This is a genomic window from Micromonospora sp. NPDC047074, from assembly GCF_040643815.1.
In the GTDB taxonomy this organism is placed as follows: domain Bacteria; phylum Actinomycetota; class Actinomycetes; order Mycobacteriales; family Micromonosporaceae; genus Micromonospora.
This window is the reverse complement of the sequence record NZ_JBEYVB010000001.1, coordinates 16,890-42,297: the sequence shown is the minus strand read 5'-3', so window position 1 is coordinate 42,297 and position 25,408 is coordinate 16,890. Positions and strand designations below refer to the sequence as shown.

25 protein-coding genes and 1 riboswitch are annotated in these 25,408 nt (G+C 72.7%); of the genes, 15 read left to right on the top strand and 10 right to left on the bottom strand.

The window, feature by feature from the left end:
• The first annotated feature begins 123 nt into the window (after nt 1–123).
• Both ABZ809_RS00200 and mqnP read left to right on the top strand, forming a co-directional pair.
• Nucleotides 124–1,584 (top strand): menaquinone biosynthesis decarboxylase, encoded by a 1,461-nt coding sequence (locus ABZ809_RS00200; protein ID WP_357560127.1) that lies wholly within the window; start codon nt 124–126, stop codon nt 1,582–1,584.
• Nucleotides 1,584–2,558: a menaquinone biosynthesis prenyltransferase MqnP gene (gene mqnP, locus ABZ809_RS00195; RefSeq protein WP_357560126.1), complete on the top strand. Its 975-nt coding sequence runs from the start codon at nt 1,584–1,586 to the stop codon at nt 2,556–2,558. The genes ABZ809_RS00200 and mqnP overlap by 1 nt, the downstream gene beginning before the upstream one ends.
• Nucleotides 2,559–2,620: 62 nt before the next feature.
• On the opposite strand, the gene ABZ809_RS00190 is transcribed toward mqnP, so the two are convergent.
• Entirely contained in the window at nt 2,621–3,628 is a 1,008-nt protein-coding gene (locus ABZ809_RS00190) for a terpene synthase (RefSeq protein WP_357560125.1), read from the bottom strand.
• A 191-nt stretch (nt 3,629–3,819) separates the two neighbouring features.
• On the opposite strand from ABZ809_RS00190, the gene ABZ809_RS00185 reads away from it, so the two are divergent.
• Nucleotides 3,820–4,449: a UbiX family flavin prenyltransferase gene (locus tag ABZ809_RS00185; RefSeq protein ID WP_357560124.1), complete on the top strand. Its 630-nt coding sequence runs from the start codon at nt 3,820–3,822 to the stop codon at nt 4,447–4,449.
• A 66-nt stretch (nt 4,450–4,515) separates the two neighbouring features.
• Here ABZ809_RS00185 and ABZ809_RS00180 read toward each other — a convergent pair whose 3' ends face one another.
• Nucleotides 4,516–4,782, bottom strand: a complete 267-nt coding sequence (locus ABZ809_RS00180) for a BldC family transcriptional regulator (protein ID WP_089002465.1) — start codon at nt 4,780–4,782, stop codon at nt 4,516–4,518.
• A 269-nt stretch (nt 4,783–5,051) separates the two neighbouring features.
• Between ABZ809_RS00180 and ABZ809_RS00175 the strand changes: the two genes are divergently transcribed.
• The 3 genes from ABZ809_RS00175 to ABZ809_RS00165 all read left to right on the top strand — a co-directional run bounded on the left by ABZ809_RS00175 (nt 5,052) and on the right by ABZ809_RS00165 (nt 7,542).
• The gene (locus tag ABZ809_RS00175) at nt 5,052–5,510 is read left to right on the top strand and encodes an Lrp/AsnC family transcriptional regulator (RefSeq protein ID WP_357560123.1); all 459 of its coding nucleotides are present in this window, start codon (nt 5,052–5,054) and stop codon (nt 5,508–5,510) included.
• A 90-nt stretch (nt 5,511–5,600) separates the two neighbouring features.
• On the top strand, nt 5,601–6,428 hold the full coding sequence (locus ABZ809_RS00170) for an SDR family oxidoreductase (RefSeq protein WP_357560122.1): 828 nt from the start codon (nt 5,601–5,603) through the stop codon (nt 6,426–6,428).
• A 22-nt stretch (nt 6,429–6,450) separates the two neighbouring features.
• Nucleotides 6,451–7,542, top strand: coding sequence for a PLP-dependent cysteine synthase family protein (locus ABZ809_RS00165; RefSeq protein ID WP_357560121.1), 1,092 nt, complete (start codon nt 6,451–6,453; stop codon nt 7,540–7,542).
• A 36-nt stretch (nt 7,543–7,578) separates the two neighbouring features.
• Here the strand turns inward: ABZ809_RS00165 and ABZ809_RS00160 are convergent, their stop codons facing one another.
• From ABZ809_RS00160 to ABZ809_RS00145, 4 genes are all read right to left on the bottom strand, one after another.
• Nucleotides 7,579–8,208, bottom strand: coding sequence for a putative glycolipid-binding domain-containing protein (locus tag ABZ809_RS00160; protein WP_357560120.1), 630 nt, complete (start codon nt 8,206–8,208; stop codon nt 7,579–7,581).
• 100 nt (nt 8,209–8,308) lie between these two features.
• Nucleotides 8,309–10,189, bottom strand: coding sequence for a DEAD/DEAH box helicase (locus ABZ809_RS00155; protein WP_357560119.1), 1,881 nt, complete (start codon nt 10,187–10,189; stop codon nt 8,309–8,311).
• Nucleotides 10,190–10,391: 202 nt separating this feature from the next.
• Nucleotides 10,392–10,877, bottom strand: a complete 486-nt coding sequence (locus ABZ809_RS00150) for a hypothetical protein (RefSeq protein ID WP_357560118.1) — start codon at nt 10,875–10,877, stop codon at nt 10,392–10,394.
• A gap of 1,190 nt (nt 10,878–12,067) precedes the next feature.
• Nucleotides 12,068–13,633, bottom strand: a complete 1,566-nt coding sequence (locus ABZ809_RS00145; RefSeq protein ID WP_357560117.1) for an NlpC/P60 family protein — start codon at nt 13,631–13,633, stop codon at nt 12,068–12,070.
• 242 nt (nt 13,634–13,875) lie between these two features.
• On the opposite strand from ABZ809_RS00145, the gene mqnE reads away from it, so the two are divergent.
• The 5 genes from mqnE (at nt 13,876) to ABZ809_RS00120 (ending at nt 16,550) form a co-directional block, all read left to right on the top strand.
• A complete protein-coding gene (mqnE, locus tag ABZ809_RS00140) occupies nt 13,876–15,045 on the top strand; it encodes an aminofutalosine synthase MqnE (protein ID WP_357560116.1) in 1,170 nt (389 codons plus the stop codon).
• A gap of 23 nt (nt 15,046–15,068) precedes the next feature.
• A complete protein-coding gene (locus ABZ809_RS00135; RefSeq protein WP_357560115.1) occupies nt 15,069–15,491 on the top strand; it encodes a hypothetical protein in 423 nt (140 codons plus the stop codon).
• 42 nt (nt 15,492–15,533) lie between these two features.
• Nucleotides 15,534–15,827: a DUF4229 domain-containing protein gene (locus ABZ809_RS00130; protein WP_357560789.1), complete on the top strand. Its 294-nt coding sequence runs from the start codon at nt 15,534–15,536 to the stop codon at nt 15,825–15,827.
• 118 nt (nt 15,828–15,945) lie between these two features.
• Nucleotides 15,946–16,329 (top strand): hypothetical protein, encoded by a 384-nt coding sequence (locus ABZ809_RS00125; RefSeq protein WP_357560114.1) that lies wholly within the window; start codon nt 15,946–15,948, stop codon nt 16,327–16,329.
• A complete protein-coding gene (locus ABZ809_RS00120) occupies nt 16,326–16,550 on the top strand; it encodes a helix-turn-helix transcriptional regulator (protein ID WP_357560113.1) in 225 nt (74 codons plus the stop codon). Before ABZ809_RS00125 ends, ABZ809_RS00120 begins: the two co-directional genes overlap by 4 nt.
• A gap of 69 nt (nt 16,551–16,619) precedes the next feature.
• Here ABZ809_RS00120 and ABZ809_RS00115 read toward each other — a convergent pair whose 3' ends face one another.
• The 4 genes from ABZ809_RS00115 to ABZ809_RS00100 all read right to left on the bottom strand — a co-directional run bounded on the left by ABZ809_RS00115 (nt 16,620) and on the right by ABZ809_RS00100 (nt 20,062).
• The gene (locus ABZ809_RS00115) at nt 16,620–16,778 is read right to left on the bottom strand and encodes a hypothetical protein (protein ID WP_357560112.1); all 159 of its coding nucleotides are present in this window, start codon (nt 16,776–16,778) and stop codon (nt 16,620–16,622) included.
• A 235-nt stretch (nt 16,779–17,013) separates the two neighbouring features.
• Entirely contained in the window at nt 17,014–18,060 is a 1,047-nt protein-coding gene (locus tag ABZ809_RS00110; RefSeq protein ID WP_357560111.1) for a hypothetical protein, read from the bottom strand.
• Nucleotides 18,060–18,566 (bottom strand): SigE family RNA polymerase sigma factor, encoded by a 507-nt coding sequence (locus tag ABZ809_RS00105; protein ID WP_357560110.1) that lies wholly within the window; start codon nt 18,564–18,566, stop codon nt 18,060–18,062. The genes ABZ809_RS00110 and ABZ809_RS00105 overlap by 1 nt, the downstream gene beginning before the upstream one ends.
• 140 nt (nt 18,567–18,706) lie before the next feature.
• Nucleotides 18,707–20,062 carry a C39 family peptidase gene (locus ABZ809_RS00100; RefSeq protein WP_357560109.1) on the bottom strand — a complete coding sequence of 452 codons (1,356 nt, stop codon included), beginning with the start codon at nt 20,060–20,062 and terminating at the stop codon, nt 18,707–18,709.
• Between the two features lie 209 nt (nt 20,063–20,271).
• Between ABZ809_RS00100 and ABZ809_RS00095 the strand changes: the two genes are divergently transcribed.
• The 4 genes from ABZ809_RS00095 (at nt 20,272) to ABZ809_RS00080 (ending at nt 25,403) form a co-directional block, all read left to right on the top strand.
• Nucleotides 20,272–22,152, top strand: coding sequence for a M14 family zinc carboxypeptidase (locus ABZ809_RS00095; protein WP_357560108.1), 1,881 nt, complete (start codon nt 20,272–20,274; stop codon nt 22,150–22,152).
• 166 nt (nt 22,153–22,318) lie between these two features.
• A riboswitch (cobalamin riboswitch) is annotated at nt 22,319–22,401 on the top strand.
• A 110-nt stretch (nt 22,402–22,511) separates the two neighbouring features.
• The gene (locus ABZ809_RS00090) at nt 22,512–23,450 is read left to right on the top strand and encodes an ABC transporter substrate-binding protein (protein WP_357560107.1); all 939 of its coding nucleotides are present in this window, start codon (nt 22,512–22,514) and stop codon (nt 23,448–23,450) included.
• A 13-nt stretch (nt 23,451–23,463) separates the two neighbouring features.
• Nucleotides 23,464–24,567, top strand: coding sequence for an iron ABC transporter permease (locus ABZ809_RS00085; RefSeq protein WP_357560106.1), 1,104 nt, complete (start codon nt 23,464–23,466; stop codon nt 24,565–24,567).
• Entirely contained in the window at nt 24,564–25,403 is an 840-nt protein-coding gene (locus ABZ809_RS00080) for an ABC transporter ATP-binding protein (protein WP_357560105.1), read from the top strand. The genes ABZ809_RS00085 and ABZ809_RS00080 overlap by 4 nt, the downstream gene beginning before the upstream one ends.
• Nucleotides 25,404–25,408: the final 5 nt, after the last annotated feature.

Genomic DNA, 25,408 nt, shown 5'->3' with positions numbered 1-25,408 from the left:
GTGGCCCCGGCCGCCGCCCGGGCGAGGGCGGCCGGACCGAGCGCGCCGCCGTACCGCCGGGATCGCCGGTGTCACACCACCCGGCGTGGTCGCCGCCGCGACCGGTACGGGAGACTGGCAGGTATGGCGGCTCGTGGCTTCCCGTACAACGATCTGAAGGACTTCCTCGCTGCGCTGGAGCGCGCGGGCGAGTTGCGGCGGGTGAGTGCCCCGGTCGATCCCACCCTGGAGATCAGCGAGATCGTCACCCGGACCGTCCGCGCGGGTGGGCCGGCGCTGCTCTTCGAGCGGCCGACCCGGGGCGAGATGCCGGTGGCGATCAACCTCTTCGGCACCGAGAAGCGGATGGCGATGGCGCTCGGCGTCGAGAGCCTCGACGAGGTCGGCGAGCGGATCGGCAACATGCTCAAGCCGGAGCTGCCGATGGGCCTCTCCGGGATGATGGACGGCCTCGGCAAGGTCATGCAGCTCAAGTCGATGCCGCCGAAAAAGGTCAGGACCGCCCCCTGCCAGCAGGTGGTCTACCGGGGCGACGACGTCGACCTGGACCGGCTGCCGGGGCTGCAGGTCTGGCCGGGTGACGGCGGGATCTTCCACAACTTCGGGCTGACCCACACCAAGCACCCGGAGACCGGCAAGCGCAACCTGGGGTTGTACCGGTTGCAGCAGCACTCGCGGAACACCATCGGCATGCACTGGCAGATCCACAAGAACTCCACGGCGCACCACGCGGTCGCCGAGCGGCTCGGGCAGCGGCTGCCGGTGGCGATCGCCATCGGCGCGGATCCCGCGGTCGCCTACGCGGCCAGCGCGCCACTCCCCGCCGACATCGACGAGTACCTGTTCGCCGGGTACCTGCGCGGTGAGCGGGTCGAGATGGTGGACTGCCTGACCGTCCCGCTGCAGGTGCCGGCGCACGCGCAGGTCGTCCTGGAGGGCTACATCGAGCCGGGTGAGCGGCTCCCGGAGGGACCGTTCGGTGACCACACCGGCTTCTACACGCCGGTGGAGCCCTTCCCGGTGATGCACATCGAGTGCATGACCATGCAGCGCGACCCGGTCTACCACTCGATCGTCACGTCGCAGCCGCCGCAGGAGGACCACGGCCTCGGCAAGGCCACCGAGCGGATCTTCGCGCCGTTGTTGCGCTTCCTGATCCCGGACATCGTCGACTACGACCTGCCGGCCGCCGGGGTCTTCCACAACTGCGCGATCGTGTCGATCCGCAAGCGCTACCCGAAGCACGCCCAGAAGGTCATGAACGCGATCTGGGGCGCGCACATGATGTCGCTGACCAAGCTGATCGTGATCGTCGACGAGGACTGCGACGTGCACGACTACAACGAGGTCGCCTTCCGCGCCTTCGGCAACGTCGACTACGCCCGCGACCTGCTGCTCACCGAGGGCCCGGTGGACCACCTGGACCACGCCTCGTACCAGCAGTTCTGGGGCGGCAAGGCGGGCGTGGACGCGACCCGCAAGCTGCCCGCCGAGGGCTACACCCGGGGCTGGCCCGAGGAGATGACGATGGCCCCCGAGGTCGTCTCCCTGGTCGACAAGCGCTGGAAGGAATACGGCATCTGATGCCAACGAACCCTGATCCCCGCGATCTTGCAGTTTCGGCCCCCGGTTCGCCCGGTTCGCCCACCTCTGGTGGGGCGGAAAGTGCAAGATCGCGGGGGAAGGTGCGGGCCTTCCTCGATCTCGTGGCGATCGAGCACTCCGTGTTCGCGTTGCCGTTCGCGTACCTGTCGGCGTTGACCGCGATGCAGGTTTCCGGGGGGCGGGTGCGGTGGGGGGACCTGCTGCTGATCACCGTGGCGATGGTCGGCGCGCGGACGTTCGCGATGGCCGCCAACCGGATCCTGGACCGGCGGATCGACGCGCGGAACCCGCGTACCGCCGCCCGGGAGCTGGTCACCGGGGCGGTGAGCGTGCGGACGGCCTGGACCGGCGCGGCGGTCGCGCTCGTGGTCTTCCTGGCCGCCGCCGCCCTGCTCAACCCGCTCTGCCTGGTGCTCGCGCCGCTGGCCGTGGTGCCGCTGATCGTCTACCCGTACGGCAAGCGGTTCACCAACTGGCCGCACGCGATCCTGGCCATCGCCCAGGCGGTCGGCCCGGTCGGCGCCTGGCTCGGCGTCACCGGCACGCTCGACGGTTCCTGGCCGGCCTGGCTGCTCGGGGTGGCCGTCGGCCTCTGGATCGGCGGCTTCGACCTGATCTACGCCTGCCAGGACGCCGAGGTCGACCGGCAGATCGGCGTGCACAGCGTGCCGGCCCGCTACGGGCTGCGGTTCGCGCTGCACGCCTCCACCGTCGCGCACGTGGTGACGTTCGCGTTGTTCATCTGGTTCGGGGCGCTGGTCGGCTTCGGCTGGCTCTGGTGGATCGGGCTGGCGCTGACCGCGTTCGCCTTCGGCTACCAGCACCTGGTGGTCAGCCCGACGGATCTGAGCAAGGTCAACCGGGCCTTCTTCACCGCGAACGGCTTCGTCGGCATCGCGCTGTTCGTGTTCGCCCTGCTCGACCTGGTGATCCGCCTCGGCCTGCGCGCCTGACCCGGCCCGTTGCCGGCCCTGCGGGCGCCGGCTGTCGCTGGAGGCGGCCGGGCCCTCCGGTGTTAGGAAGGGGCCCTTCCTCTACCGGAAGCGTTAACAAGGTGCCCTTCCTTACCGCCGTAGCGGGTGCTCTCCAGGGTCCACTCGATGGTGCCCCGGACCGCGTCGGCGATCCCGTCGAGGTGGCCGGCGACCGCCGCGTCCAGCGCCGGGCCGAAGGGCGGCACGGCCGCGCGCAACTCGACGAGCCGGCGCATCGACGCCCGCCAGCGCTCGGCGGTCAGCCCGACCGCGGTCTCCACCGGCACCCGGTGCTCCGCCGCCGTGGCCAGCACCAGGTTGTGCCCGCCGGACGTGACCTCGTCCCGATCCAGTGAGGCGAGGTCGTTGTACCAGGAGATCAGGTCGTTGCCGGTGTCGGCGATCTCGCGCAGCAGCGGGTGGTGGTGCACCGGGTCGGGCAGCGGTCGCCCGGTGCCGAACTCCACGAGTGGATACGACACGTACGCGGCCGAGGTCGCGCGCCGCAGTTCGACGTACTCGGCGACGCCGGGGGCGTGCCCGGCCGTCTTGTTGACCGCCTCCCGCCAGGTGCCGGCGAGGTGGTGGGCGACGGCGTCGGTGAAGCGCAGCCGCCAACGGGCCGGCATCCGGCGGCGTGGCTCCCGCCACGCGTACGCCAGCAGCCGCCGCAGCGGCCCGGTCAGGCCGGCGTGCCGGAGCCGCGGTCCGTCCCGCAGGAGGGCGAGCGTGCCGGCGCGCAACGCCCGGAGCTGACCCGGGTCGAGCCGGCCGAGGCCGTCGCTGGCGTCGTCGACCAGGAAGAACCAGGTGAACAGGGCGGTCAGCACGCGCAGGTCGGCCTCCGTGGCGTCCGGGTGGAGCCGGCCGGCGTACCGGGCCAAGCCGGAGCGGCCCAGCCGTTCCAGGGCCACCCCGTCCAGTGCGAGGCCGAGGCCCGGCAGCAGGTCCTCGACCAGCCACTCCTGCACCCGGTCGGCATGCGGCGAGAGCCGGGGTGGGATGGGGCACTCGGACCGTAGCGACCAGAGGACGCCGCCGGTGGTCACCGATTCCTCCCGCGTGCGATCGGCGTCCGTGCAAATTGCACCGGCAGCATGTCAGGTCGCTGGGATGACCGGATCTCTGCCCCGACACAGCTCCCGACGGACGACAATCGGCGCTGAGTCCGGCATCGCGGGCGCTACCCGTCAGGGGGTGCCGTGGTGCCCGAAGACGGCGACCAGGCAGGCTGGGGGGCATGCGGGAACCATGGGTGGTCGGAGTCTCCGGCGCGTCCGGCACGCCGTACGCGGCGGCCGTCGTGCGCGCGCTGCTCGACGCCGGAGAGCCGGTGGACCTCATCGTCTCCCGGGCGGCCCGGCTGACCGTGCTCGACGAGACCGGCCACCCGTTCCGGGACGGGCACTGGACCGGGGACCTCGCCGCCTGGCTGGGCCGCGACCTCACGGACGCCGACGTGCGGCACTGGCCCGCCGGAGACCTGGCGGCCGGCCCGAGCAGCGGCTCCTACCCGGTACGCGGAATGGTGGTGGTCCCCGCGAGTACGGCCGCCTGTGCCGGTATCGCGATCGGGCTCTCCAAGGACCTGTTGCAGCGGGCGGCCGAGGTGAACCTCAAGGAGCGCCGGCCGGTGGTGGTGGTGCCCCGGGAGACGCCCGTGACCCGCAGCCACCTGGAGCACCTCATCGCGCTGCACGACGCCGGGGCGGTGGTGCTACCGGCGAGCCCCGGCTTCTACGGCGCCGGGGCGGCGGCCTCCGCCCAGCAACTCGTTGACTTCGTGGCCGGCAAGGTGCTGGACGCCCTCGGCGTATCGCACACGCTGTTCCGTCGCTGGTCGGGTGCGCTGGGCGCGGCGCGGGAGTGACCTGGGCCGCGCCCACCGCGACGCGGACCGGACCCGATGCCCGGTCCGCGCGACGATCCGCACCGTTCAGTACATGCCGGCGTTGGCCGGGCCTGGCCCGGTCGAGGCGGCCGGACCCGCGTTGCGCGGTTTGCCGACGTCCTCCGCCTCGTCCAACATGCCCTCCCCTTCAAGCAGGGCCCGCACCTCGGATTCCCGAAACCGGCGATGCCCGCCTGGAGTCCGGATGCTGCCTATCCGGCCCGCCGCTGCCCAACGCGTCACAGTCTTCGGGTCTACCCGAAACAACGCGGCAACTTCACCCGGTGTCAGCAGGCGATCTCCAGTGTCCACAGCCCCCTCCTCGCGTCGACGAAGCCCTCGGCTGAACACACTGCCCCCGGCCGGTGCGAGCCCAGAGCCGTCATGAGGGACGTATGGCAATTACAGCACCAGCGACCTGGCCTGTCCGCCAAACGCGAAAAACGCACTGAGTGGGAAGTTAGGAAATATTACCTGTGGAGGGAGCCCCTGACTGTGAGTCTGCGAACAACTACACCGTGTCATGTTCAACGCGTGCCGAGTGTCCGACGTTACGCCCCGACCGCTAGGGTCTACAGTCCGTGGACGCCATCGACCTGAGCCTCGTGGAGCTGCTGCGCGGCAACGCCCGCCTGTCCTACGCCGAGCTGGCCCGGCAGGTCGGCCTCTCCGCGCCGGCCGTGCACGAACGGGTCGGCAAGCTGGAATCCGGCGGCGTGATCCGGGCGTACCGGGCGGAGGTGGAGCCCGAGGCGATCGGCCTCGCCGTCACCGCGCTCATCGGGATCGTCGAGGACTCCGGCGGCGACACCGACGACGTGCTGGAGGCGTTCCGGCAGATGCCCGAGATCGAATCCTGCTACTTCATGGCCGGCGTCGAGTCGTTCCTGCTCAAGGCCCGGGTCGGCACCATCGCGGAGCTGGAACGACTGATCGTCCGGCTCAACCGCACCCCGGGCGTCGCCTCCACCCGGACGGGCATCGCCCTCTCCACGAAGTGGGAGAACCGCCCCCAGCCCCCGGTGCCGCCCACCACCTGAGCCGGCCGCCGCCGGCACCCGGCCAGCCCGGCCAGCACCTGAGCCGGCCAGCTCTGGCGCCCGGCAGCCGGGCGGCGATAGCGTGCGCCGATGACGAAGCCAGCGCCCGGAACCGCGGTGGTGACCGGTGCCGCCGGCGGCCTCGGCCAGGCCATCGCCGCCGCGCTGCACGCCGACGGCTGGCCGGTGCTGCTCACCGACCTCGACGCCGGGGACGCGGCCCGCGCCGCCGCGCCGCTCGGCGGCTGGTCCCGGCCCCTGGACGTACGCGACGAGGCCGCCTGCGCCGCCGTCGCCGCCGAGGCGGCCGGCCGGGGCGGGCTCGGCCTCTGGGTCAACAACGCCGGGATCCTGGTCACCGGCCCCTCGTGGGAGCACGACGCCGCGACCCGTCGCCGGGTGGTCGAGGTCAACACCCTCGGCGCCATGAACGGCACCCTCGCCGCTCTCGCCGTCATGCGGGCCCAGGGGCACGGGCACGTGGTCAACGTCGTGTCGCTGGCCGGCCTGGTGGCCGCGCCCGGCGAGACCGTCTACGCGGCCAGCAAGCACGCGCTGATCGCCTTCAGCATCGGCACCCTCGCCGACCTCCGGCTGGCCGGGCACCGGGGCGTACACGTGTCGTGCCTGTGCCCGGACGGGATCTGGACGCCGATGCTGCACGACAGGCTCGACGACCCGGGCGCCGCGGTGTCCTTCACCGGGACGCTGCTGAGCCCCGAGCGGGTGGCCCGGCGGGCGGCGCGGTTGGCCCGGCGGCCCCGCCCGGTGGTCAGCGTCCCGCGCTGGCGCGGCGCGCAGGTCCGGCTCCTCGACGCGCTGCCCGGCGCCGCGGTGCGGCTGGCCCCGCTGATCCTCGCGACCGGCCGGGCCGGTCAGCGCCGCCAGCACCGCCGGGCCGGGGCCGCTGGAGACTGAACCGGCTTGCTAGGTTGCGAAGGTGACTCATCTCGACCGGTGCGACGAGGCCAGCCGGCGCTGGGTGACCGAGGCGATCGCCACCGTCGAGGCGGACGCCAACCGCTCCGCCGACACCCACCTGCTGCCGTTCCCGCTGCCCCGGGCGTGGGGGATCGACCTCTACCTCAAGGACGAGTCGGTGCACCCGACCGGCTCGCTCAAGCACCGCCTGGCCCGCTCGCTCTTCCTCTACGGGCTGTGCAACGGCTGGATCGGCCCGGACACCACGATCGTGGAGGCGTCCTCGGGGTCGACGGCGGTCTCCGAGGCATACTTCGCGCGGATGCTGGAGCTGCCGTTCATCGCGGTCATGCCGGCCTCCACCTCGCCCGAGAAGATCGCCCAGATCGAGTTCCAGGGCGGGCGCTGCCACCTCGTCGACGACCCGGCCAAGGTGGTCGTCGAGGCCCGCTGGCTGGCAGAGGACTCCGGCGGGCGCTTCATGGACCAGTTCACCTACGCGGAGCGGGCCACCGACTGGCGGGGCAACAACAACATCGCCGAGTCGATCTACGCGCAGCTCGCCCTGGAACGGCACCCGGTGCCGGCCTGGGTCGTGGTGGGCGCCGGCACCGGCGGCACCAGCGCCACCATCGGCCGGTACGCCCGCTACCGCCGGCTGCCCACCAAGCTGTGCGTGGTCGACCCGGAGAACTCCGCGTTCTATCCCGCCTGGCAGGCGGCCGACTGGTCGGTGCGCACCGGGCGCGGCTCCCGCATCGAGGGGATCGGCCGGCCGACCGTGGAGGCGTCCTTCCTGCCGTCGGTCGTGGACCGGATGGTCCAGGTGCCCGACGCCGCCTCGCTGGCCGCCATGCGCGCCGGCTCGGCCGTGCTCGGCCGCCAGGTGGGCGGCTCGACCGGCACCAACCTGTGGGGCGCCTTCGGGTTGATCGCGGAGCTGCTCGCCGAGGGCCGCACCGGCTCGGTGGTCACCCTGATCTGCGACTCCGGCGACCGCTACGCCGACACCTACTACGCCGACGACTGGGTGGCCGCGCAGGGGCTCGACCTGGCCCCGCACCTGGCGACGGTCGAGCGTTTCCTCGCCTCCGGGGCCTGGCCCGCCTGAGCCGGCAGGGCCGGCCGGTCAGCGACCCGCAGCCGGTCAGCGCGGGTCGACGCGTTCGGCCAGCCCGGGGTAGCGCGTGACGTAACCCTCGCCGTCGAGGTCGATCTCGGCAGTGAAGGTGTCGCTGGTGAACCGCACCCGGTCGGGGCCGAGCGGGGTGTAGACCTGCTCGGCGGGCACCACCGTCAGGCTGGGCACCAGCACCCAGGCGACGTCGATCCGGTGCGGGCTGCCGGCCGTCGCGCGGGTCAACCCGAGCCGGTGCACCGGCAGGGCGTTGAAGAGCGCCGCGCCGCCGAGGTCCACGTCCCGCGCCTCGGCCAGCCGGTCGGGGTCGTCGGTGCCGGGCAGCCCGGCGGACGGGTGGCCGGCGGCCCGCAGCGCCGCGTCCAGGTCACCCTGCTCGGCGGTCGTCACCCGCCACCGGTCGACGGCCCGCTCCAGGCGTACGCTCCGCAGCCACCCGGCGCCCTCCGCCTCCACGTCGAGCCGGCTGCTGGCCCACTCCGGGTCGGTGGTGAGGTGGTAGCGGCAGGTGTAGGGGATCGGGTCGACGGCCGTGAGCGTGCCCCGCGCCGTCAGCCCCTGGCTGTCGTCGAACAGCGCGTGCTCCGTGCCGGCGGTGTCCGTCCGGGTCCAGAAGAGCGACTTCGGCATGGTCGGCATGAGCCGGACGTTACGCCACCACACCGACACCGGCAGCGGATGCGGAAACGCCGCCGCGGGGCGCGGGCCCCACGACGGCGTTCCGGGATGACGCTGATGATCAGTGGGTACGAGCCGGCGGCCGCCCACCGAAGCCCCGGCGCTCGTCGCGCGGCCGGTCGTCACGCCCCCGGCTCTCGGGCCGGAAGGCGCCCCGGTCGCCGAAGCGCCGCTCGCCGCGCTCGCCGTAGCCCCGGCTCTCGGCCGGCCGGTCACCGTAGCGCCGCTCCCCCTGGGGACGGTCCCCGTAGGCCCGTCCGCCGCCGGACCGCTCCCCGTAGCCGCGCCCCTCGGCCGGCCGGTCGCCGTAGCGGCGCTCGCCCTGCGGCCGGTCCCCGTAGCGGCCCTCGCCGCGCCCGTCCCGGTCACCGAAGGTCCGCTCGCCGCGCGGCCGGTCGCCGAACCCGTGCTCGCCGCGCGGCCGGTCGCCGAAGCGCCGGTCGCCACGGTCCGCGAAGCTCCGGTCCGCGTAGCCCCGGCCCTCGGCGGGGCGGTCGCCGTAGCGCCGCTCGCCCTGCGGCCGGTCACCGTAGCGGCGCTCGCCCTGCGGCCGGTCGCCGTAGCGCCGCTCGCCCTGCGGCCGGTCGCCGTAGCGGCGCGGGCCGCCCGGTCGATCGCCGTTCCGGCGCGGCTCCTCGGGCTCGTTGCGGACCGGGACACCGCTCGGCTCGCGGGCGCCGGTCAACTCGGCGAGCGCCGGGTCTCCGGCGCGCACCCGGGTCTCGGCCGGTGCCACCCCGGCCTTCTCCAGCATGGCGAGAGTGGTCCGCCGCTGCTTCGGCAGCACCAGCGTGGCCACCGCACCCGACTCGCCGGCCCGGGCCGTACGCCCCGCACGGTGCAGGTAGTCCTTCGGGTCCTTCGGCGGGTCGACGTGCAGCACCAGCGAGACACCGTCCACATGGATGCCCCGGGCCGCCACATCCGTGGCGACCAGGACGTTCATCCGGCCCTCACGGAACTCGGCCAGCGTGCGGGTACGCATCCGCTGGGTCTTGCCGCCGTGCAGCCCACCGGCCCGTACCCCGACGGCGGCGAGCTGCTCGACCAGCCGGTCGACGCCGAGCTGCGTACGGGCGAAGACCATCGTCCGCCCCTCCCGGGCCGCGATGGACGCGGCCACCGGGAACTTGTCGTGCGGCGGGATCAGCAGCATGTGGTGGTCCATGGTGGACACGGACGCGGTGGACGGAGCGGTGGAGTGCGTGACCGGGTCGGTCATGAACCGCTTGACCAGCGCGTCGACGTCGTTGTCCAGAGTGGCCGAGAAGAGCAGCCGCTGGGAGTCGGCGGGCGTCTTCGCCAGCAGTTCGGTGACCTCGGGCAGGAAGCCCATGTCGGCCATCTGGTCGGCCTCGTCGAGGACGGTGATCTCGACGTCGTCGAGGCGGCAGACGCCCCGGGCGATCAGGTCGCCCAGCCGACCCGGGGTGGCCACGATGATCTCCACACCGCGCCGCAGGGCGTCGATCTGCCGGTCGTACGGCACGCCGCCGACGGCGGTCTTCAGGAACACGCCGACGGCCTTGCCGAGCGGCATCAACGCGTCGTTGACCTGCATCGCGAGTTCCCGGGTGGGCACCAGCACCAGGGCCCGGGGGTGCAGCGGCCGGGCCCGGTTGCGGTCGGCCACGAGTGCCAGCAGGGGCAGGCCGAAGGCCAGGGTCTTGCCGGAGCCGGTCTGGCCCCGGCCGAGGACGTCCCGGCCGGCGAGCGCGTCCGGCATGGTGGCGCGCTGGATCTCGAACGGAGTGGTGATGCCCTGCCGGGCGAGCGCCTGGACCAGCGGCTGGGGCAGCCCCAGCGCGGCGAAGTCGGTGGCGCCGGCAGTCACCGGGGTGGTCGGGCCCTGCCGGGTGACGTCCCGCTCGGAGGTGGGCGTGTCGGCGGTGTCGAGGGCGGGTGAAAGCGAAAGCGTGCTGAGTTCAGCAGAGGTGGTCAAGAAATGCCTTTCGAGCGGGGCGCATCTTCGCGATGGCCTGCCGCAGCTGAACGCCGCCGAATCGCCCGCAAGATCGCCCATGGGCGCGCACGGCGCGCGCCGGGTCAGTGATCTGTACCAGTGTACGGCTGCCGGGCGAACCCGCCACCGGACAACGGACGGGTAGTGGGCGGGCTCACCATCGTCGTCGCCGCCCCGCGACTCACTTGTTCAGGAGGCCGCCCACGAGCCCGCCCACCGTGTCGTTGGCCAGCAGGACGACCAGCACGCTGATCGCGACCAGCAGGCCCAGCGAGGCGGCCAGCACGAGCACCACCTTGGTGGTGCTGGACCGTTCCTCCGTGGGGGTGTCCGTCCAGCCCTGGGCCAGGATGTGCCCGGTCAGCGAGCCGGAGTTCTCCACCGCGTTGGTCGGGAACGAGACCGTGCTGAAGCCCGGCCCTTCGGTGCCGGCGCCGTAGATCGTGCCCAGATCGGGCCCGCCGTCGTAGCGGCCCGAGGTGGCGGCCCCGGCCTGCCCGGGGCGCGCGGCCGGCCCGCCTGCGGCTGCCCCGCCCGGATGGTCGGTCGACCGGTGCGACTCTCGGAGCGCCGCCGGCTCGGCGGCACCGGGCCGGCGGTCACCCGGTTCGGTCGACGGCGGCCAACCCGGCAGCGCGGGCGCGGGCACCACCGCTGTCGCGGCCACCGGCGGTGCGGCTGCCGGCGAAACGGAGGGCAACGACGCGCTGGCCGGCGGCACCGGTACGCGTGGCGCGCTGGTCGGTGGCACCGGGACCTGCGGCGCACTGGCCGGCGGCGCGGACGTTGGCCCTGCGGTTGCCGGTGGCCCGAAGAACGTCGGCGTGCTCGGGGAGGGCGGGGGGACCGGTGCGGTGCCCGTGAGGGGCGGCGGCGGGAACGGCGGTGCCGGCGCGGGCCCGGGCGGGGGCGGAGGGGCGGGCACCGGCGGCCCGGGCGGGGGCACGGGCGGTCCCGGCACGGGCGGCACCGGTGCCGGTGGCCTGGGTCCGGGGCCGGGCGGCACAGGCCCGGGCGGGTACGGGCCCGGTACCGGCGGCGTCGGGGTCGGCACCGGCGGCGTCGGTGACGGCGGGTTGGGGCCGGGGACCGGCGGTGCGGGGGCGGGCCCGGGCTCCGGGACCGGCGGTGCGGGGGCGGGCCCGGGCTCCGGGACCGGCGGTGCGGGGGCCGGCTCGGGCTCCGGGACCGGCGGCGTCGGCGGCTGCGCCGGCTCCGGCGGCTGGGCGGGCTCCGGCGGCTCCGGGTTGACCGGCGCCGCCCGGTAGATCCTGGCCTCGCCCGTCCGGGAGCGGATGGCCCCGGCCTCGTCGGCCGAGACCCGCGTCATCCCCGGTACGGCGGCACTGGCTCGTGCGGCCGTACCGCGTTGCCCGGGGACCTGCGCGACGGCCGGGGACGCCGCTCCGGCCGCCCGGTAGGTGGTGCTGGCGCTCGGGGTGGCCGGTGCCACGGCATCGTCCTTGTCGGGCGAGGCGGCGGTGGTGACGGACACCCGGCCCCGGGCCGGCGCGGGAGTGGGCTGTCGGCGTACGTCGTCGGCGGGTGGCTCGGGCGACGACCCCGACGGGCCGGCGGAGGCGGTGCCCGACGGGGTCCCGGCGTCGGGTGCGCCGACGGTGGCCGCGGGATGCGGCGTCGCGGCGGGACTCCGGTCGGGCGTGGACCCGTGGTCGACCGGCTTCGCCGGAACCTCTTGCTCGGCCATGCTCGCCCTCCGCGCACGCTCGCGCCCGGATCCGCGACATCGGACCGGGCGTGCCTGACTGTCACCGTGCCATATTCCGGCCCGGCGGCACAGCCGGAGCGCGTACCGGGGCGTCGGTTCGACCGGTGCCGGCGCCGACGGCTGCCCGGTCAGCTGCCGGTGCTCGCCGAGGCGCTGCCCGTCGCCGTGGTCGGCGCCACACTGCCGGGGGTGGTGCTCGGGGACGAGGCGGAGCGGCTCGCCGCCGGGGACGAATCCTCCGGCGTCGGCGTCGGCGAGGGTGACGCCGACCCGTCGGGCGACTCGGACGGCGTCGGCGTCGGCGTCGGCGAGGTCGTCGGCGATGGCGACGTGGGCTTCGGCGACGGCGACGGCGACGTGGGCTTCGGCGTCGGCGATGGTGACGTGGGCTTCGGGGTCGGCGTCGGGCTGTTCGTCGGCGTGGGCGACGGCGGCTTGGTCGGCGTCGGGGTGGGCGAGGGGGTGCTGGTCGGCGCGGGCACCGCCCCGATCACGCGGGTGGCCGCGTAGAGCCGGGACCAGCGCACGGTGGAGATCTTGACGACGTCGCCGGTGGTCGGCGCGTGGATCATCTTGCCGCCGCCGACGTACATCCCCATGTGGTGGATCGTCTTCCAGCTGCTGCCGGAGGCGAAGAAGAGCAGGTCGCCGGGGAGCAGCGCGGTGCGGGACACGGTGCGGGACCGGGTGGCGTAGTACTGGTCCCGGGAGACCCGGGGCAGCCCGTAGTAACCCGCGTACCGGTAGGCGGCGTAGATGAGGCCGGAGCAGTCGAACCGGTCCGGCCCTTCGGCGGCCCACAGGTAGGGGTCGCCGAGCTGCGCCTTGGCGTACGCCAGGGCCTTCAGGGCCGTGGGGTGGGCGGCCAGGCCGTTGGCGGTCTCGTTGCCGAGGTAGTCGGCGCCGAGGCGCTGTTCGAGGGCCTCCTGCTGGCGCTCCAGCTCGATCTTCTGCGCGGCGTTGTCGCGGTTGATCTTGGTGAGCTTGGCCTCGGCGTCGCGCAGGGCCTTCTCGCCGGCGGCGTAGTCCGTCTGGGCGATCTTGAGTCGGGACTCGGCCGACACCATCGCCTGGCCGGCCGCCTGCTCCCCGGTGCGGGCCCGGGACAGCTCGCCCTCGGCGGCGGTGGTGCCGCCCTCGGCCTTCTCGCCCCGGATGATCCGGGACAGCCGGCTCAGCTCGTGCAGGTCGTTGGCGAACTCGCCGGGCGGCAGGGCGGCGGCGGCCTTGAACGCTCCCGCGGCGGCGGCGTCGGCGCCCTCCTGGGCGCGGGCCAGCGCCTCCCGGGCGAGCCCGAGGTCGCGCTCGGCGGTGGCCCGCTGGGTCTCGGCCTCGGTGCGCTGCTGCAGGCGCAGGAGCAACTCGTCGCGGAGCTGCCCGACCAGGGCCTCGGCGGCGTAGATCTGGGCGGCGAGCGGGCCGTCGATCAGGTTGCCGGGCGGCGGGGTGGTGACGCCGCCGCCGGGCAGCCCGGGAAGCGGAGCGCCGCCGGGAAGCTGGATCTGGCCGCTGACGGTCGGTCGGGCACCGGTGTCGGGCACGGTGGTGGGCAGCGCCGGATCGGCCTGGACCGGGCTGGCGAGGACCGTGGCGACGATGGCTCCGAGCAGTGCGGACCAGAGCGCCGGCCGCAGCACGGGCGAGATCACCGGGCTCCGTCGTCGCTGCCGTCGCCCGTGCCCGCTGTCGACCATTCCGCTCCCCGTCCGGAGTGTGACGCCGCGCGCTGGGTGGGCGCGGCCGTGAGGACGCTACCAGCGTGCGGCGAACGTCCCATCCTGTCTTACCGCACGGACGCAGCCATGTCGATGCGTCGCAGGTAACGGGAGGCTGAGAGTTGGGTGAGTCGGCCCACGGGGGCCGACCATGCTGCGGTGCCGTCGACGGGCCGACGTAGGCTCGATTCCTACCGCAGGTGGAAGGGACGTGGCTTTCGATGGACGCCGGACTCAAGCGTGAGCTCGAAGCGAAGGTGTACGCCGGCGAGCGGCTGACCCGCGAGGACGGCATCGCCCTCTACGACAGTGACGACCTCGCGTGGCTGGGTCGGCTGGCGCACCACCGGCGCACGGAACTCAACGGCGACCGGGTGATGTTCAACGTCAACCGGCACCTCAACCTGACCAACGTCTGTTCCGCCTCGTGCGCGTACTGCTCGTTCCAGCGCAAGCCGGGCGAGAAGGACGCTTACACGATGCGCATCGACGAGGCGGTCCGCAAGGCCAAGGAGATGGAGGACGAGCAGCTCACCGAGCTGCACATCGTCAACGGCCTGCACCCGACGCTGCCCTGGCGCTACTACCCGAAGGTGCTCAGCGAGCTGAAGGCGGCGCTGCCCAACGTCAAGCTCAAGGCGTTCACCGCGACCGAGGTGCAGTGGTTCGAGAAGATCAGCGGCCTGAGCGCCGACGAGATCCTCGACGAGCTGATGGCCGCCGGCCTGGAGTCGCTGACCGGCGGCGGGGCGGAGATCTTCGACTGGGAGGTCCGCCAGCACATCGTCGACCACGCCTGCCACTGGGAGGACTGGTCGCGGATCCACGCCCTGGCGCACAGCAAGGGCATGAAGACGCCGTCGACCATGCTCTACGGGCACATCGAGGAGCCCCGGCACCGGGTCGACCACGTGCTGCGGTTGCGCGAGTTGCAGGACGAGACCGGCGGCTTCATGGTCTTCATCCCGCTGCGCTACCAGCACGACTTCGTCGACTCGGCGGACGGCAAGATCCGTAACCGGATCCAGGCGCGTACGACGATGGCCTCGCCGGCCGAGTCGCTGAAGACGTTCGCGGTCTCCCGGCTGCTCTTCGACAACGTCCCGCACGTGAAGTGCTTCTGGGTGATGCACGGCCTGTCGGTCGCCCAGCTCTCGCTCAACTTCGGCGTGGACGACCTGGACGGCTCGGTCGTCGAATACAAGATCACCCACGACGCCGACTCGTACGGCACCCCGAACACGATGCACCGGGACGACCTGCTGCACCTGATCTGGGACGCGGGCTTCCGCCCCGTCGAGCGGAACACCCGCTACGAGGTGGTCCGCGAATACGACGCCGCCCCGTCCCTGGCCGAGCGCCGCGCCGAGCCGCAGCAGGTCTGGGCCTGAGCCGGCACGTAATCTCCTAGGCCATGACCGAGCAGCGGAGCGGGTTCCCCCGGCGCGACGCCGACGGGCGCATCCTCACCCTGGGCGACCTGCTCGGGGTGAGTCTGGCTGGCCTCGTCATCGGCGTGCTGGCGGTGGCGCTGTTCGACTGGGCGTTCGAGCTGATCGGCGCCGGCGACTTCGGCGGCGCCAACGGCTGGCTGGCGATCATCCTGCCGGCCTGGCTGTTCTGGGACGACTTCCGCGCCTGGGAGTTCGGCGCGGCCCGGGTGGTGGCGGCGCTGGCCGCCGCCGCGGTGGGGGTCGTCGCCGGGCTGGTGGTGGCCGGCCTCGCCGCCGGTCTCCCGCCGCTGGTCTCCGGCGGTCTGGGGGCGGCGACCTTCACCCTGGCGTACGCGGTGGTCTGGTTCCACGGCGTCCACTGGCTCGCCCGCCGGACGGGCTGAACCTTCCGCCGGGCCCCGGCGGTGGAGAACGGAGTGCGGAACGTGAGCGCGGCGCTCAAGTACACGCTGGGCCGGATCGGGCTGTTCGTCGGCGTGCTGGCGGCCCTGTGGCTGGTCGAGATGAACATCTTCCTCAAGCTGATGCTGGCGCTGGCGTTCTCGGCCGCCCTCTCGTTCTTCCTGCTCAAGGGCTTGCGGGACGAGATGGCCGAGGAGATGGCTGCCGCCGCCGAGCGCCGGCGCGACGAGAAGGAGCGCCTCCGCTCCGCCCTCGCCGGCGAGGACGAGCCCGGCGGCGACGAGCAACAGGGTGGCGCCCGTTCACTGGAACGGTGACGGCTGAGCAATTCGACACGCCGGGACGGCTGTTGCTGAACTGTCGACGATCACGCGACAAGCTTGCTTGTCATAATGACAAGCGAGCTGTACTTTCGTGCCCATGAAGGCGCTAGGTGTGCGTGATTGGGTCGCGGTGACAGCCGGGACGGTGGTGTTCTTCGCCGGTGCAGTGCTGGCCGGCGTCCTGTACGCGCTCGACGCGTTGCCGCGCTGGGCAGGATGGTCGCTGGCCGTCGTGGCGATCGCCGGGCTGGTACTGCTCGTGGGGACGACCGTGAAGGCGTTGCTGCGCGGGGACACCGAGGGCGTGGAGCGTCAGGACGCGGCGCGAGCTTCGATGGTGGCGGTGCTGGTGATCGTGGTGGCCGGGTTCGCGTACTCGATTCTGGAGGCTTTTGCCGGGCTGCCGCGGATGACCGCCGCGGTTCCGGCTGCGGCGGCCGGTCTGGTGTGGATGATCGCGTTCTCGTGGGGACACTTCGGCGGTGAGCGGGAGTGATCAGCAACCGGCTGCCGGTGCTGCGCGCGGAACGCCGGTGGAGCCAGGCTGAGTTGGCGGAGCGGATCAACGTGTCGCGCCAGACCGTGGTTTCACTGGAGAACGGCAGGTACGAGCCGACTCTGAAGGTAGCGATGCGCTTGGCGGCGGTGTTCGGCGTGGTGATCGAGGACATCTTCACTCCCGACCCGGACGACCTCGCGCTCGTCCGGGTCGAGTGAGGTGATCTCAGCGGCACCCCGAATCCGCGGGCGCAGTTGCTGTTGGCGGGTGCCCGGGCGTCGCCTCGGTCAGCTTGCCAGCCGCCACATCAGCAGTACGCCGGGAATCAGCCCGGACAACGACAGTGTGAGCACGGCGAGCACGAGGCAGCCGGAGGAGTTCTTCGGGTTGTGGTAGGTCTGCCCGGTGTGTATGTCGCGCCGCGAATCGGAGTTCGGCAGGCGCATGGTTCTCCCGGCATTTATGTCGTCTCCCGCCTCCCGCCCCCAGCAGTACATGCACTCGCCCGCGTAGTTCTTTGACCGGCCACACTTCGAGCAGTCCGCCACATCCGCCTCCCTCGATGGGGCACCGAGTTTAGTTCCCCGACGACCCTGCCGGTGCCCCGTCCGACTCCGCATGCGCCTCGCAGACGGGCGAACGGTTGGACGCTCCAACGGCCTCCCTCGGCGTCGGATGTTGTCACCAGGTGTCGGGGCGGTCGAGGTCGCGGGCCGGCTGGTATCCGCTCAGAACCGTCAGGCCTTCCGACTCGGTGTAGCCGTTCCCCCAACCCTTGAGGAACGCCTCGACGACGCATGGCTCGACGAACATCTCCAGCACGTCGCTGCCCTGCCGGCGTGCCCGGTAGGGCCCTGCGACGAGGTCGGCGGCCTCCGAATCGCGGCCCGGCACGGGTTGCGCCCGAGCCGTCAGCCAGCGACCGGATTCGTCACCTACCACCAGCGAGGCCTCTCTGAAGGAGCCATGCGCCGACCGGAGCAGCGTGACCGAGCAGCCGAGCAGCCGCCCACCCGGCGGCAGCGACCGCAGGCGGAACGGCACCACGCAGCGGTGGGCACCGTCGAACCGGACCCGACTAGCGGCGTCTGTCGCCTCGTCGCGGCCGGTCGCGTAGATGTCGAGCTGAGCCCAGAGCCCGTCGACGGGTTGCCAACGGACGAACCACAGTTTCGTGTCGCCGGACGGATCGAACCAAGCGATTCCCGGGCGGCCTCCGATGCGTACGTCGGCCGGCGGCTGGGGTCGCCCCGCCGACGATATGGTCTGCTGCAGCCCGTCGAGCGTCGCGACGCTGCGCGCCAACGCGAACCGGGCCTGCCCGGTCGGGCCCTGGAACTCGACGCTCTCGACGCCACGGCCGGCGCTCCAGGTCGCGGACGTGGCATCGCTGACCAGGCTGTCGGTCGTGAAGTGCACCACGCCGGGGTCGGCCCCCACCACCTCGGGCCGGGCGATGGCGCCGGGCTGGCCCGGCGCGTCCGGCAGCACGAGTGCCGTGGCCTGCATGGTCGCGCCATCGGGTGGCCGATCGAACGGAACCGCCATGACCGCCGTGGCCAGGACGAGGCACGCTGCTGCCGTTCCCCCGGTGGCCAGCCACCGGCGGCGCAGTCGGAGGCGGTGGCCGCGACGCCGGGCGTGTTCCACGATCGGCGTGGGGTCGACATCGCCGCCCGCGTGGAGCTGGAGCGTCGTGGCGAGCTGCTGATCGAGGTCGCTGGACATCAGAACTCTCCTCCTGTACGGGCAGATGCGGATGCGGATGCTTCCTGCCGCTTGCGGAGTGCCGACAGGGCCCGCTTCGCGTGGGTACGAACTGTGCCGGTCGAACAGTCCAGGATCTCGGCGATCATGGCGTCGTCAAGATCCTCGTAGTAGCGGAGCACGATCACGGTGCGTTGACGTATCGGCAGATCGCAGACGAGCCGCCAGAGCGCGTCGCGTTCCGCGACACCGGCGGCCTCGTCCGTGGCGTCCGGCCGATCGTTCACCACGGCGACGGAGATCTCCTGGCTGCTACGCCGGCGCCACCACGAGTGGTGGGCATTGACGAGCATCCGGCGGACGTACGCATCGGGGCGTTCCGTCCGGGAGATGCGCGCCCAGCGGGCGTACGCCCTGGCGAGGACGTCCTGGACCAGGTCCTCGGCCCGATGCTCGTCACCGGTCAGCAACCGGGCGAGCCGCACCAGCGCCGAAGTGCGGGCGAACGCGTACTCCTCGAATGTCACGCCCTATTAACGTGGCGAGTCGGCGAACCCGTAGACACCTGGCGAGCACATGATCGTCGTTACCGGGAACGGCCGAGGGGCCCGGTCGCCGGGCTGAGCCGGGCGACGCGGACCCCTCGGTCGATCGGGTCGGTGTCAGGTCACCAGTTGGTGGAGCCGGCCACCTTCGGCCACGGCTTCAACGTGGGCTTGATCAGGTAGACGACGCCGCCGGAGCCGCCGGACACCCCGCCGCTGGCGTTGATCCGCTTGGTCCGCAGCCAGATCTGCTCGAACTGCTCACGCTTGTAGACGTTGCGCACCACGTCGTTGCTCGACGAGGCCGGGTCGTTGACGATCACGTCGCCCTCGGCGGTGAAGCCGACGATGACGAACAGGTGCCCGGAGGTGCCGTAGTTCGCGTCGTCCAGCTCGCTGGCCAGGAACGACTGGCTGGTCACGACCGGGATCCCGGCGGCGATGAAGCGCTCCACCTCGTCCAGCGAGTGCAGCCGGGTGACCCGTGCCTCCAGGCCCGGGAAGCTGGCGGCGTACGCGGTGTTGAAGGGCCAGTTGCCGGCGCCGTCGTACTGGTAGTCGTAGACCATCCGGGCGGCGTGGTTGACCGTCGGGTCCGGGTAGGTCGGGTCGACCCAGGAGGTGTCCTCCTCGGACGCCTTCCGGCCCCAGTACTCGATCACCATCGTGGTGGACGTGGGGGAGCACCAGGCCTGGCCGCCGCCGTCGTACTCGGGGTAGTGGCCGGCGTGGACGTTCTGCGAGTAGCGGGGGACGGAGAGTTCCTTGCCCCAGGCGATGCCGCCCGCGCTCGGCTCGACGGTGAACCGGTCGGGGACGTTCGAGCTCATCGCACCCAGGGTGTGGACCACCGGCGCGGCCTGCTGGCCCGGCGCCCGGTAGAGGGTCAACCGCAGCTGGTACGCCCGCAGCAGCACGCCGACGGAGGCGTCGTCGATGCTGAAGGTGTCGGTCCAGATGGTCGACCAGGGGTCGCCCTGCCGGTTGACGCTGGTGCGCTTGATGTCGGCGTCGCCGGAGGCCCACCGGCCCATCACGTACCACTTGGTCTGGACGCCGGTGTTGTACGTGCCCTGCATCTCCACCTGGATCCAGGTGCCGGCCGGGGTCTTCGCGTTCCACGAGGCGATCAGCTCGGTCGCGTCGAACCCGACCTGGGTGACCGGGGAGGTCCAGGTCGCGTACTCCCAGCTCTTGGTGACGCCGGTGTGCGGGTCCGCGTAGTCGGTGGTGCCGAGCGGCTGGGCCAGGGTGACGCCCGGCCGGAGCCCGGGCACGGCGCGCGTGCCGGTGTGGGTGCCGCTCCGCCAGTCGGGGTAGCGGGACCACTCCTGGAAGGTGATCTGTTCGTCGTGGACCACCGGCCGGGTGGTCGCCGGGGCCTCGACGGGCGCGGCGACGGCGGGGGTCGCGGTGCCGAGAAGGGTGAGCGCGGTGGCGGCCGCGAACGCGGCCGTGCGCAGGCGTGGTCTGGGCATAAGTCCTCCGCAGGGACGGACGATCGTTGCGGGTCAGTGTCCCGCTCGGAAGGAACTTTCGCCAGAGGTCGAGAGATGGAAAATCCTTGCCGATGTGAGGATCCGGCTGAGATGCAAACAGGCAGCGATGGATGTTGATATGACCATGTGAGTGGTGGTGGAGTTTCCCCACCGCGCGGGATCTTTGCCCGCCCCCGAGGAGGTTGTCCATGGCCTTCCGCAACACTGCCCTCCGTCGTCGCCTGGCGATCGCCGTCGCCGCCGGGTTCGGCCTGCTCGCGGTCGCCGCCGCGCCGGCCACCGCCCGGCCGGCCCCGGAACACGCCGCCGACTCCGCCGCCACGTCCTACCGCGTGCTCGGCCCACGTACGGTCGCCGACCGCACCGCCGTGGCCGGCACCGGCGCCGCCATCGACTTCGTCGAGCACGGGGTGCTGAACGTCTCGGCCACCCCGGCCGAGGCGGCGGCGATCACCCGGCTCGGGTTCCGGCTGGAGGCGGCTGCCGCCCCGTCGGCCCACGGCCACGACCATGCCGAGGGGGACGTCGGCACGGCGGCCTTCCCGCCCGCCGACTCCAACTACCACGACTACGCGGAGCTGACCGCCGTCGTGAACAAGGTGGTCGCCGACCATCCCTCGATCGCCCGGAAGATCAGCATCGGTTCCTCGTACGAGGGCCGGGACCTGATGGCGGTGAAGATCTCCGACAACGTCGCCACCGACGAGAACGAGCCGGAGATCCTGTTCAACTCGCAGCAGCACGCCCGCGAGCACCTGACCGTCGAGATGGCGGTCTACCTGCTCAACCTGTTCACCGACAGCTACGGCACGGACTCCCGGATCAGCAGCATCGTGAACAGCCGGGAGATCTGGATCGTGCCCACGGTCAACCCGGACGGCAGCGAGTACGACATCGCCACCGGCTCGTACCGCTCCTGGCGCAAGAACCGGCAGCCGAACAGCGGCTCGACGGCCGTCGGCACCGACCTGAACCGCAACTGGTCCTACCAGTGGGGTTGCTGCGGCGGCTCGTCCGGCACGACCTCGTCGGACACCTACCGGGGCCCGTCGGCGTTCTCCGCACCGGAGACCGCGGCGCTGCGGAACTTCGTGAACAGCCGGGTCGTCGGCGGCACGCAGCAGATCAAGGCCAACATCGACTTCCACACCTACTCGGAGCTGGTGCTCTGGCCGTTCGGCTACACGTACAACAACACCGCCCCCGGGATGACGACGGACCAGTACAACACCTTCGCCACCCTGGGCCAGCAGATGGCGAACACCAACGGTTACACCCCGCAGCAGTCCAGCGACCTCTACATCACCGACGGGGACAGCATCGACTGGATGTGGGGCCAGCACGGCATCTGGGCATACACCTTCGAGATGTACCCGGGCTCGGCCGGCGGCGGCGGCTTCTACCCGCCCGACGAGGTGATCCCCGCCCAGACCTCGCGCAACCGGGAGGCGGTCCTGCTGATCAGCGAGTACGCCGACTGCCCGTACCGGGTCATCGGCAAGCAGGACCAGTACTGCGGCGGTGGCGGCGGCACCACGGTCTGGTCGGACACCTTCGAGACGGCCACCGGCTGGACCATCAACCCCAGCGGCACCGACACCGCGACCTCCGGGGCGTGGGAGCGGGGCGCCGCCCAGGCGACCAACTCCAGCGGCGCGAAGCAGCTCGCCCCGTACGCCGGCGCCAACGACCTGGTCACCGGCCGGCTGGCCGGCACGGCGGCGGGTGACTACGACCTCGACGGCGGCGTGACCAGCGCCCGGTCGCCGGCCGTGACCCTGCCGGCGAGCGGCACGCTGACGCTCTCCCTCGCCTGGTACCTGGCCCACGGCTCGAACGCCTCGTCGGCCGACTACCTCCGGGTGAGCGTGGTGCACGACGGCGGCACCACGGCCCTGTTCACCCAGGCCGGCGCGGCCAGCAACCGCAACGGCGCCTGGGCGGTGGCCAACGCCAACCTCACCCCGTACGCCGGCCAGTCGGTGCGGATCCTGGTGGAGGCGGCGGACGCCTCGGGCGCGAGCCTGGTCGAGGCGGCTGTGGACAACGTCACCATCACCAGTTCCTGACCCGGGTGGGGCCCCGCTCCGCCCCGGCGGGGCCCCACCACCTCCCCAACAGTCGTCGATCCAGGGCATATCGCCGCCGTTGATGATCAACGAGCGCCGATGCGTCCCGGATCGATCTGGCACGTCCGGGGCGTGCGCTACCGTTCTACCGACCACGCGCAGCGAAGCCGGTGCGAAACCGGCGCTGTCCCGCAACTGTGATGCCCCACCACCCCGGCCGAGCGTCGGGCGCGGCGGGGACGAGCCAGGTCGCCTGCGTCCGTGGTCGCGACACGCGCTCTCGAGGAAGGGCGCCTCGCGGACGGGCGCTCTGCTCCCTGTCGGCGAAGCACCACGCTCCTCGACCGACAGGAGGACCGATGCTCAGACGTACCCCCCGGCTCTTCGCGGCGACCCTCGCGGTGGCCGCGCTCGCCCTCGGCGCGTGCGCCGAGAAGACCGCCGACGAGACCCCCGCCGCCGGCGCCAGCTCGGCGGGCGCGACCTACCCGGTCACCGTGGGCGCGCTGACGCTGGAGAAGCGGCCCGAGAAGATCGTGTCACTCTCCCCGTCGGCCACCGAGATGCTCTTCGCCATCGGCGCCGGCAAGCAGGTCACCGCCGTCGACGACCAGTCGAACCACCCGGCGGACGCGCCGAAGACCGACCTCTCGGGCTTCACCCCGAACGCCGAGGCGATCGCCGGCAAGAGCCCCGACCTGGTGGTGCTCTCGGACGACCGCAACAAGATCGTCGAGCAGTTGACCACGCTGAAGATCCCGGTCTACCTCACCCCGGCGGCGAAGACGCTCGACGACTCGTACCGGCAGATCACCGAGCTGGGCGCGCTCACCGGTCACGCGGACGAGGCCGCCGACGTGACCAGGCGGATGAAGGACGACATCGCCAAGCTGGTCGCCGACCTGCCGCAGCGCGCCGAGAAGCTGACCTACTACCACGAGCTGGGTCCGGAGTTCTACACCGCCACCAGCAAGACCTTCATCGGCTCGCTCTACGCGCTGGTCGGCCTGGAGAACATCGCCGACCCGGCCGACGCCGACGGCAAGAGCGGCGGCTACCCGCAGCTCTCCCAGGAGGTCATCGTCAAGGCGGACCCGGACTTCGTCTTCCTCGCCGACACCAAGTGCTGCCAGCAGAGCGCGGAGACGGTCAAGGCGCGCGCCGGCTGGGCGGGCGTCACCGCGGTCAAGAACAACCAGATCGTCGCGCTCGACGACGACGTCGCGTCGCGCTGGGGCCCCCGCGTGGTGGACCTGCTCCGGGCCGTCGTCGACGCGGTCGCCAAGGTGCCCGCGTGAGCAACGACCGCCCATGACCAAGGCGCCCGTCAGCGCACGCACCACCCGACGGGCCGGGACGCCTCCCGCGTACCGGCCCGCCGGGCTGCGCCCGCGCTGGCTCGTCGCCGGGGTCGCCGCCGTGCTGGTCGCCCTGGTCGCCGGGGTGTCGCTCGGCCCGGTCAGCCTGCCGCCGGGCAGCGTCGCGGCCGAGCTGCTCAACCTCGTCCCCGGGGTACGCGTCGACAGCGGCCTGACCGAGCGCGAGATCGCCATCGTCACGGAGCTGCGGCTGCCCCGGGTGGTGCTCGGCCTGCTGGTCGGCGGGCTGCTCGCCCTGGCCGGGGGCTGCTACCAGGGGGTGTTCCGCAACCCGTTGGCCGACCCGTACCTGCTCGGCGTGGCGGCCGGGGCCGGGCTCGCGGTCACGGCCGTGCTCACCCTCGGGGTCGGCGCCGGCGGGGCGCTGACCGGGCTGCCGCTCACCATCCCGCTGGCCGCCTTCGTGGGCTCGATCGGGGCGGTGCTGATGACGTACCTGCTCGGCGCCTCCGGCGGGCGCGGCCGATCCCCGGCCACATTGATCCTCGCCGGGGTGGCCGTCTCCGCGTTCCTCTCGGCCGGGCAGACCTATCTGCTGCAACGCAACTCGGACAGCATCCAGCAGGTCTACTCCTGGTTGCTCGGGCGGCTCGCCACCGCCGGCTGGCACGACGTCCGGCTGGTGCTTCCGTACTTCCTGCTCACCGCGCTGGTGGTGCTGCTGCACCGGCGGGAGCTCGACGTGCTCTCCGTGGGCGACGACGAGGCCGCGAGTCTCGGCCTGCACCCGCAGCGCTCGCGCTACCTGCTGATCGTCGCCGCGTCGCTGGGTACCGCGGCCGCCGTCTCCGTCTCCGGCCTGATCGGCTTCGTCGGCATCATCGTGCCGCACGCCATCCGGCTGCTCGCCGGGTCGAGCTACCGGGTGATCCTGCCGCTGTCGCTGCTCTTCGGTGGTGCCTTCCTGGCCCTGACCGACGTGGTCGCCCGCACCGCCGCCGCCCCGTCGGAGATCCCGATCGGCGTGGTCACCGCGCTGCTCGGCGGCCCGTTCTTCGTGCTGGTGCTGCGTACCTCCCGCCGGGTCATGCAATGAGCGGGCGCCGTGCGCCGGTCCCGCCGGCACGGGACGGTGGGGTCCGGAAGGCCGGGCTCGGCGCGCCCGCCGTCGAGGTACGCGACCTGCACGTCCGCCTGGACGGCACGCCGATCCTGGCCGGCGTCGACCTGACCGTCGCGCCCGGCGAGTGGGTCACCGTGATCGGCCCGAACGGCGCCGGGAAGTCGACCCTGCTGCGCGCCGTCGGCGGCCTGCTGCCCGCGCCGGGCGCCGTCTTCCTCTTCGGTACGCCGAGCGAGGCGCTGCGTCGTCGCGACCGGGCCCGGGTGGTGGCCACGGTGGCGCAGTCCCCGGCTGTGCCGGCCGGCATGACGGTGCTCGACTACGTGCTGCTGGGCCGCACCCCCTACATCCCGCCGCTGGGCCGGGAGTCGGCCGCCGACCTGGCCGCCGCGTACGAGGTGCTCGACGGGCTGGACCTGGCCGCGTTCCACACCCGGGAACTGGCCACCCTCTCCGGCGGCGAGCGGCAGCGCGTCTTCCTGGCCCGGGCGCTGGCCCAGGGCGCGACCCTGCTCCTGCTGGACGAGCCGACCAGCGCCCTGGACATCGGCCACCAGCAGGAGGTGCTGGAACTGGTCGACCGGTTGCGCCGCGAGCACGGCCTGACCGTGCTCGCCACCATGCACGACCTCTCCATCGCCGGCGAGTACGCCGACCGCATGGTGCTGCTCGCCGACGGCAGGGTGGTCGCGGTCGGCACCCCGAGTGAGGTGCTGACCGAGCAACTCCTCGCGACCTGGTACCGCGCCTCCGTCCGCGTCATCCCCGGCGACCACGGCCCCCTGGTGGTCCCCACCCGCCCCCGCTGACCCAC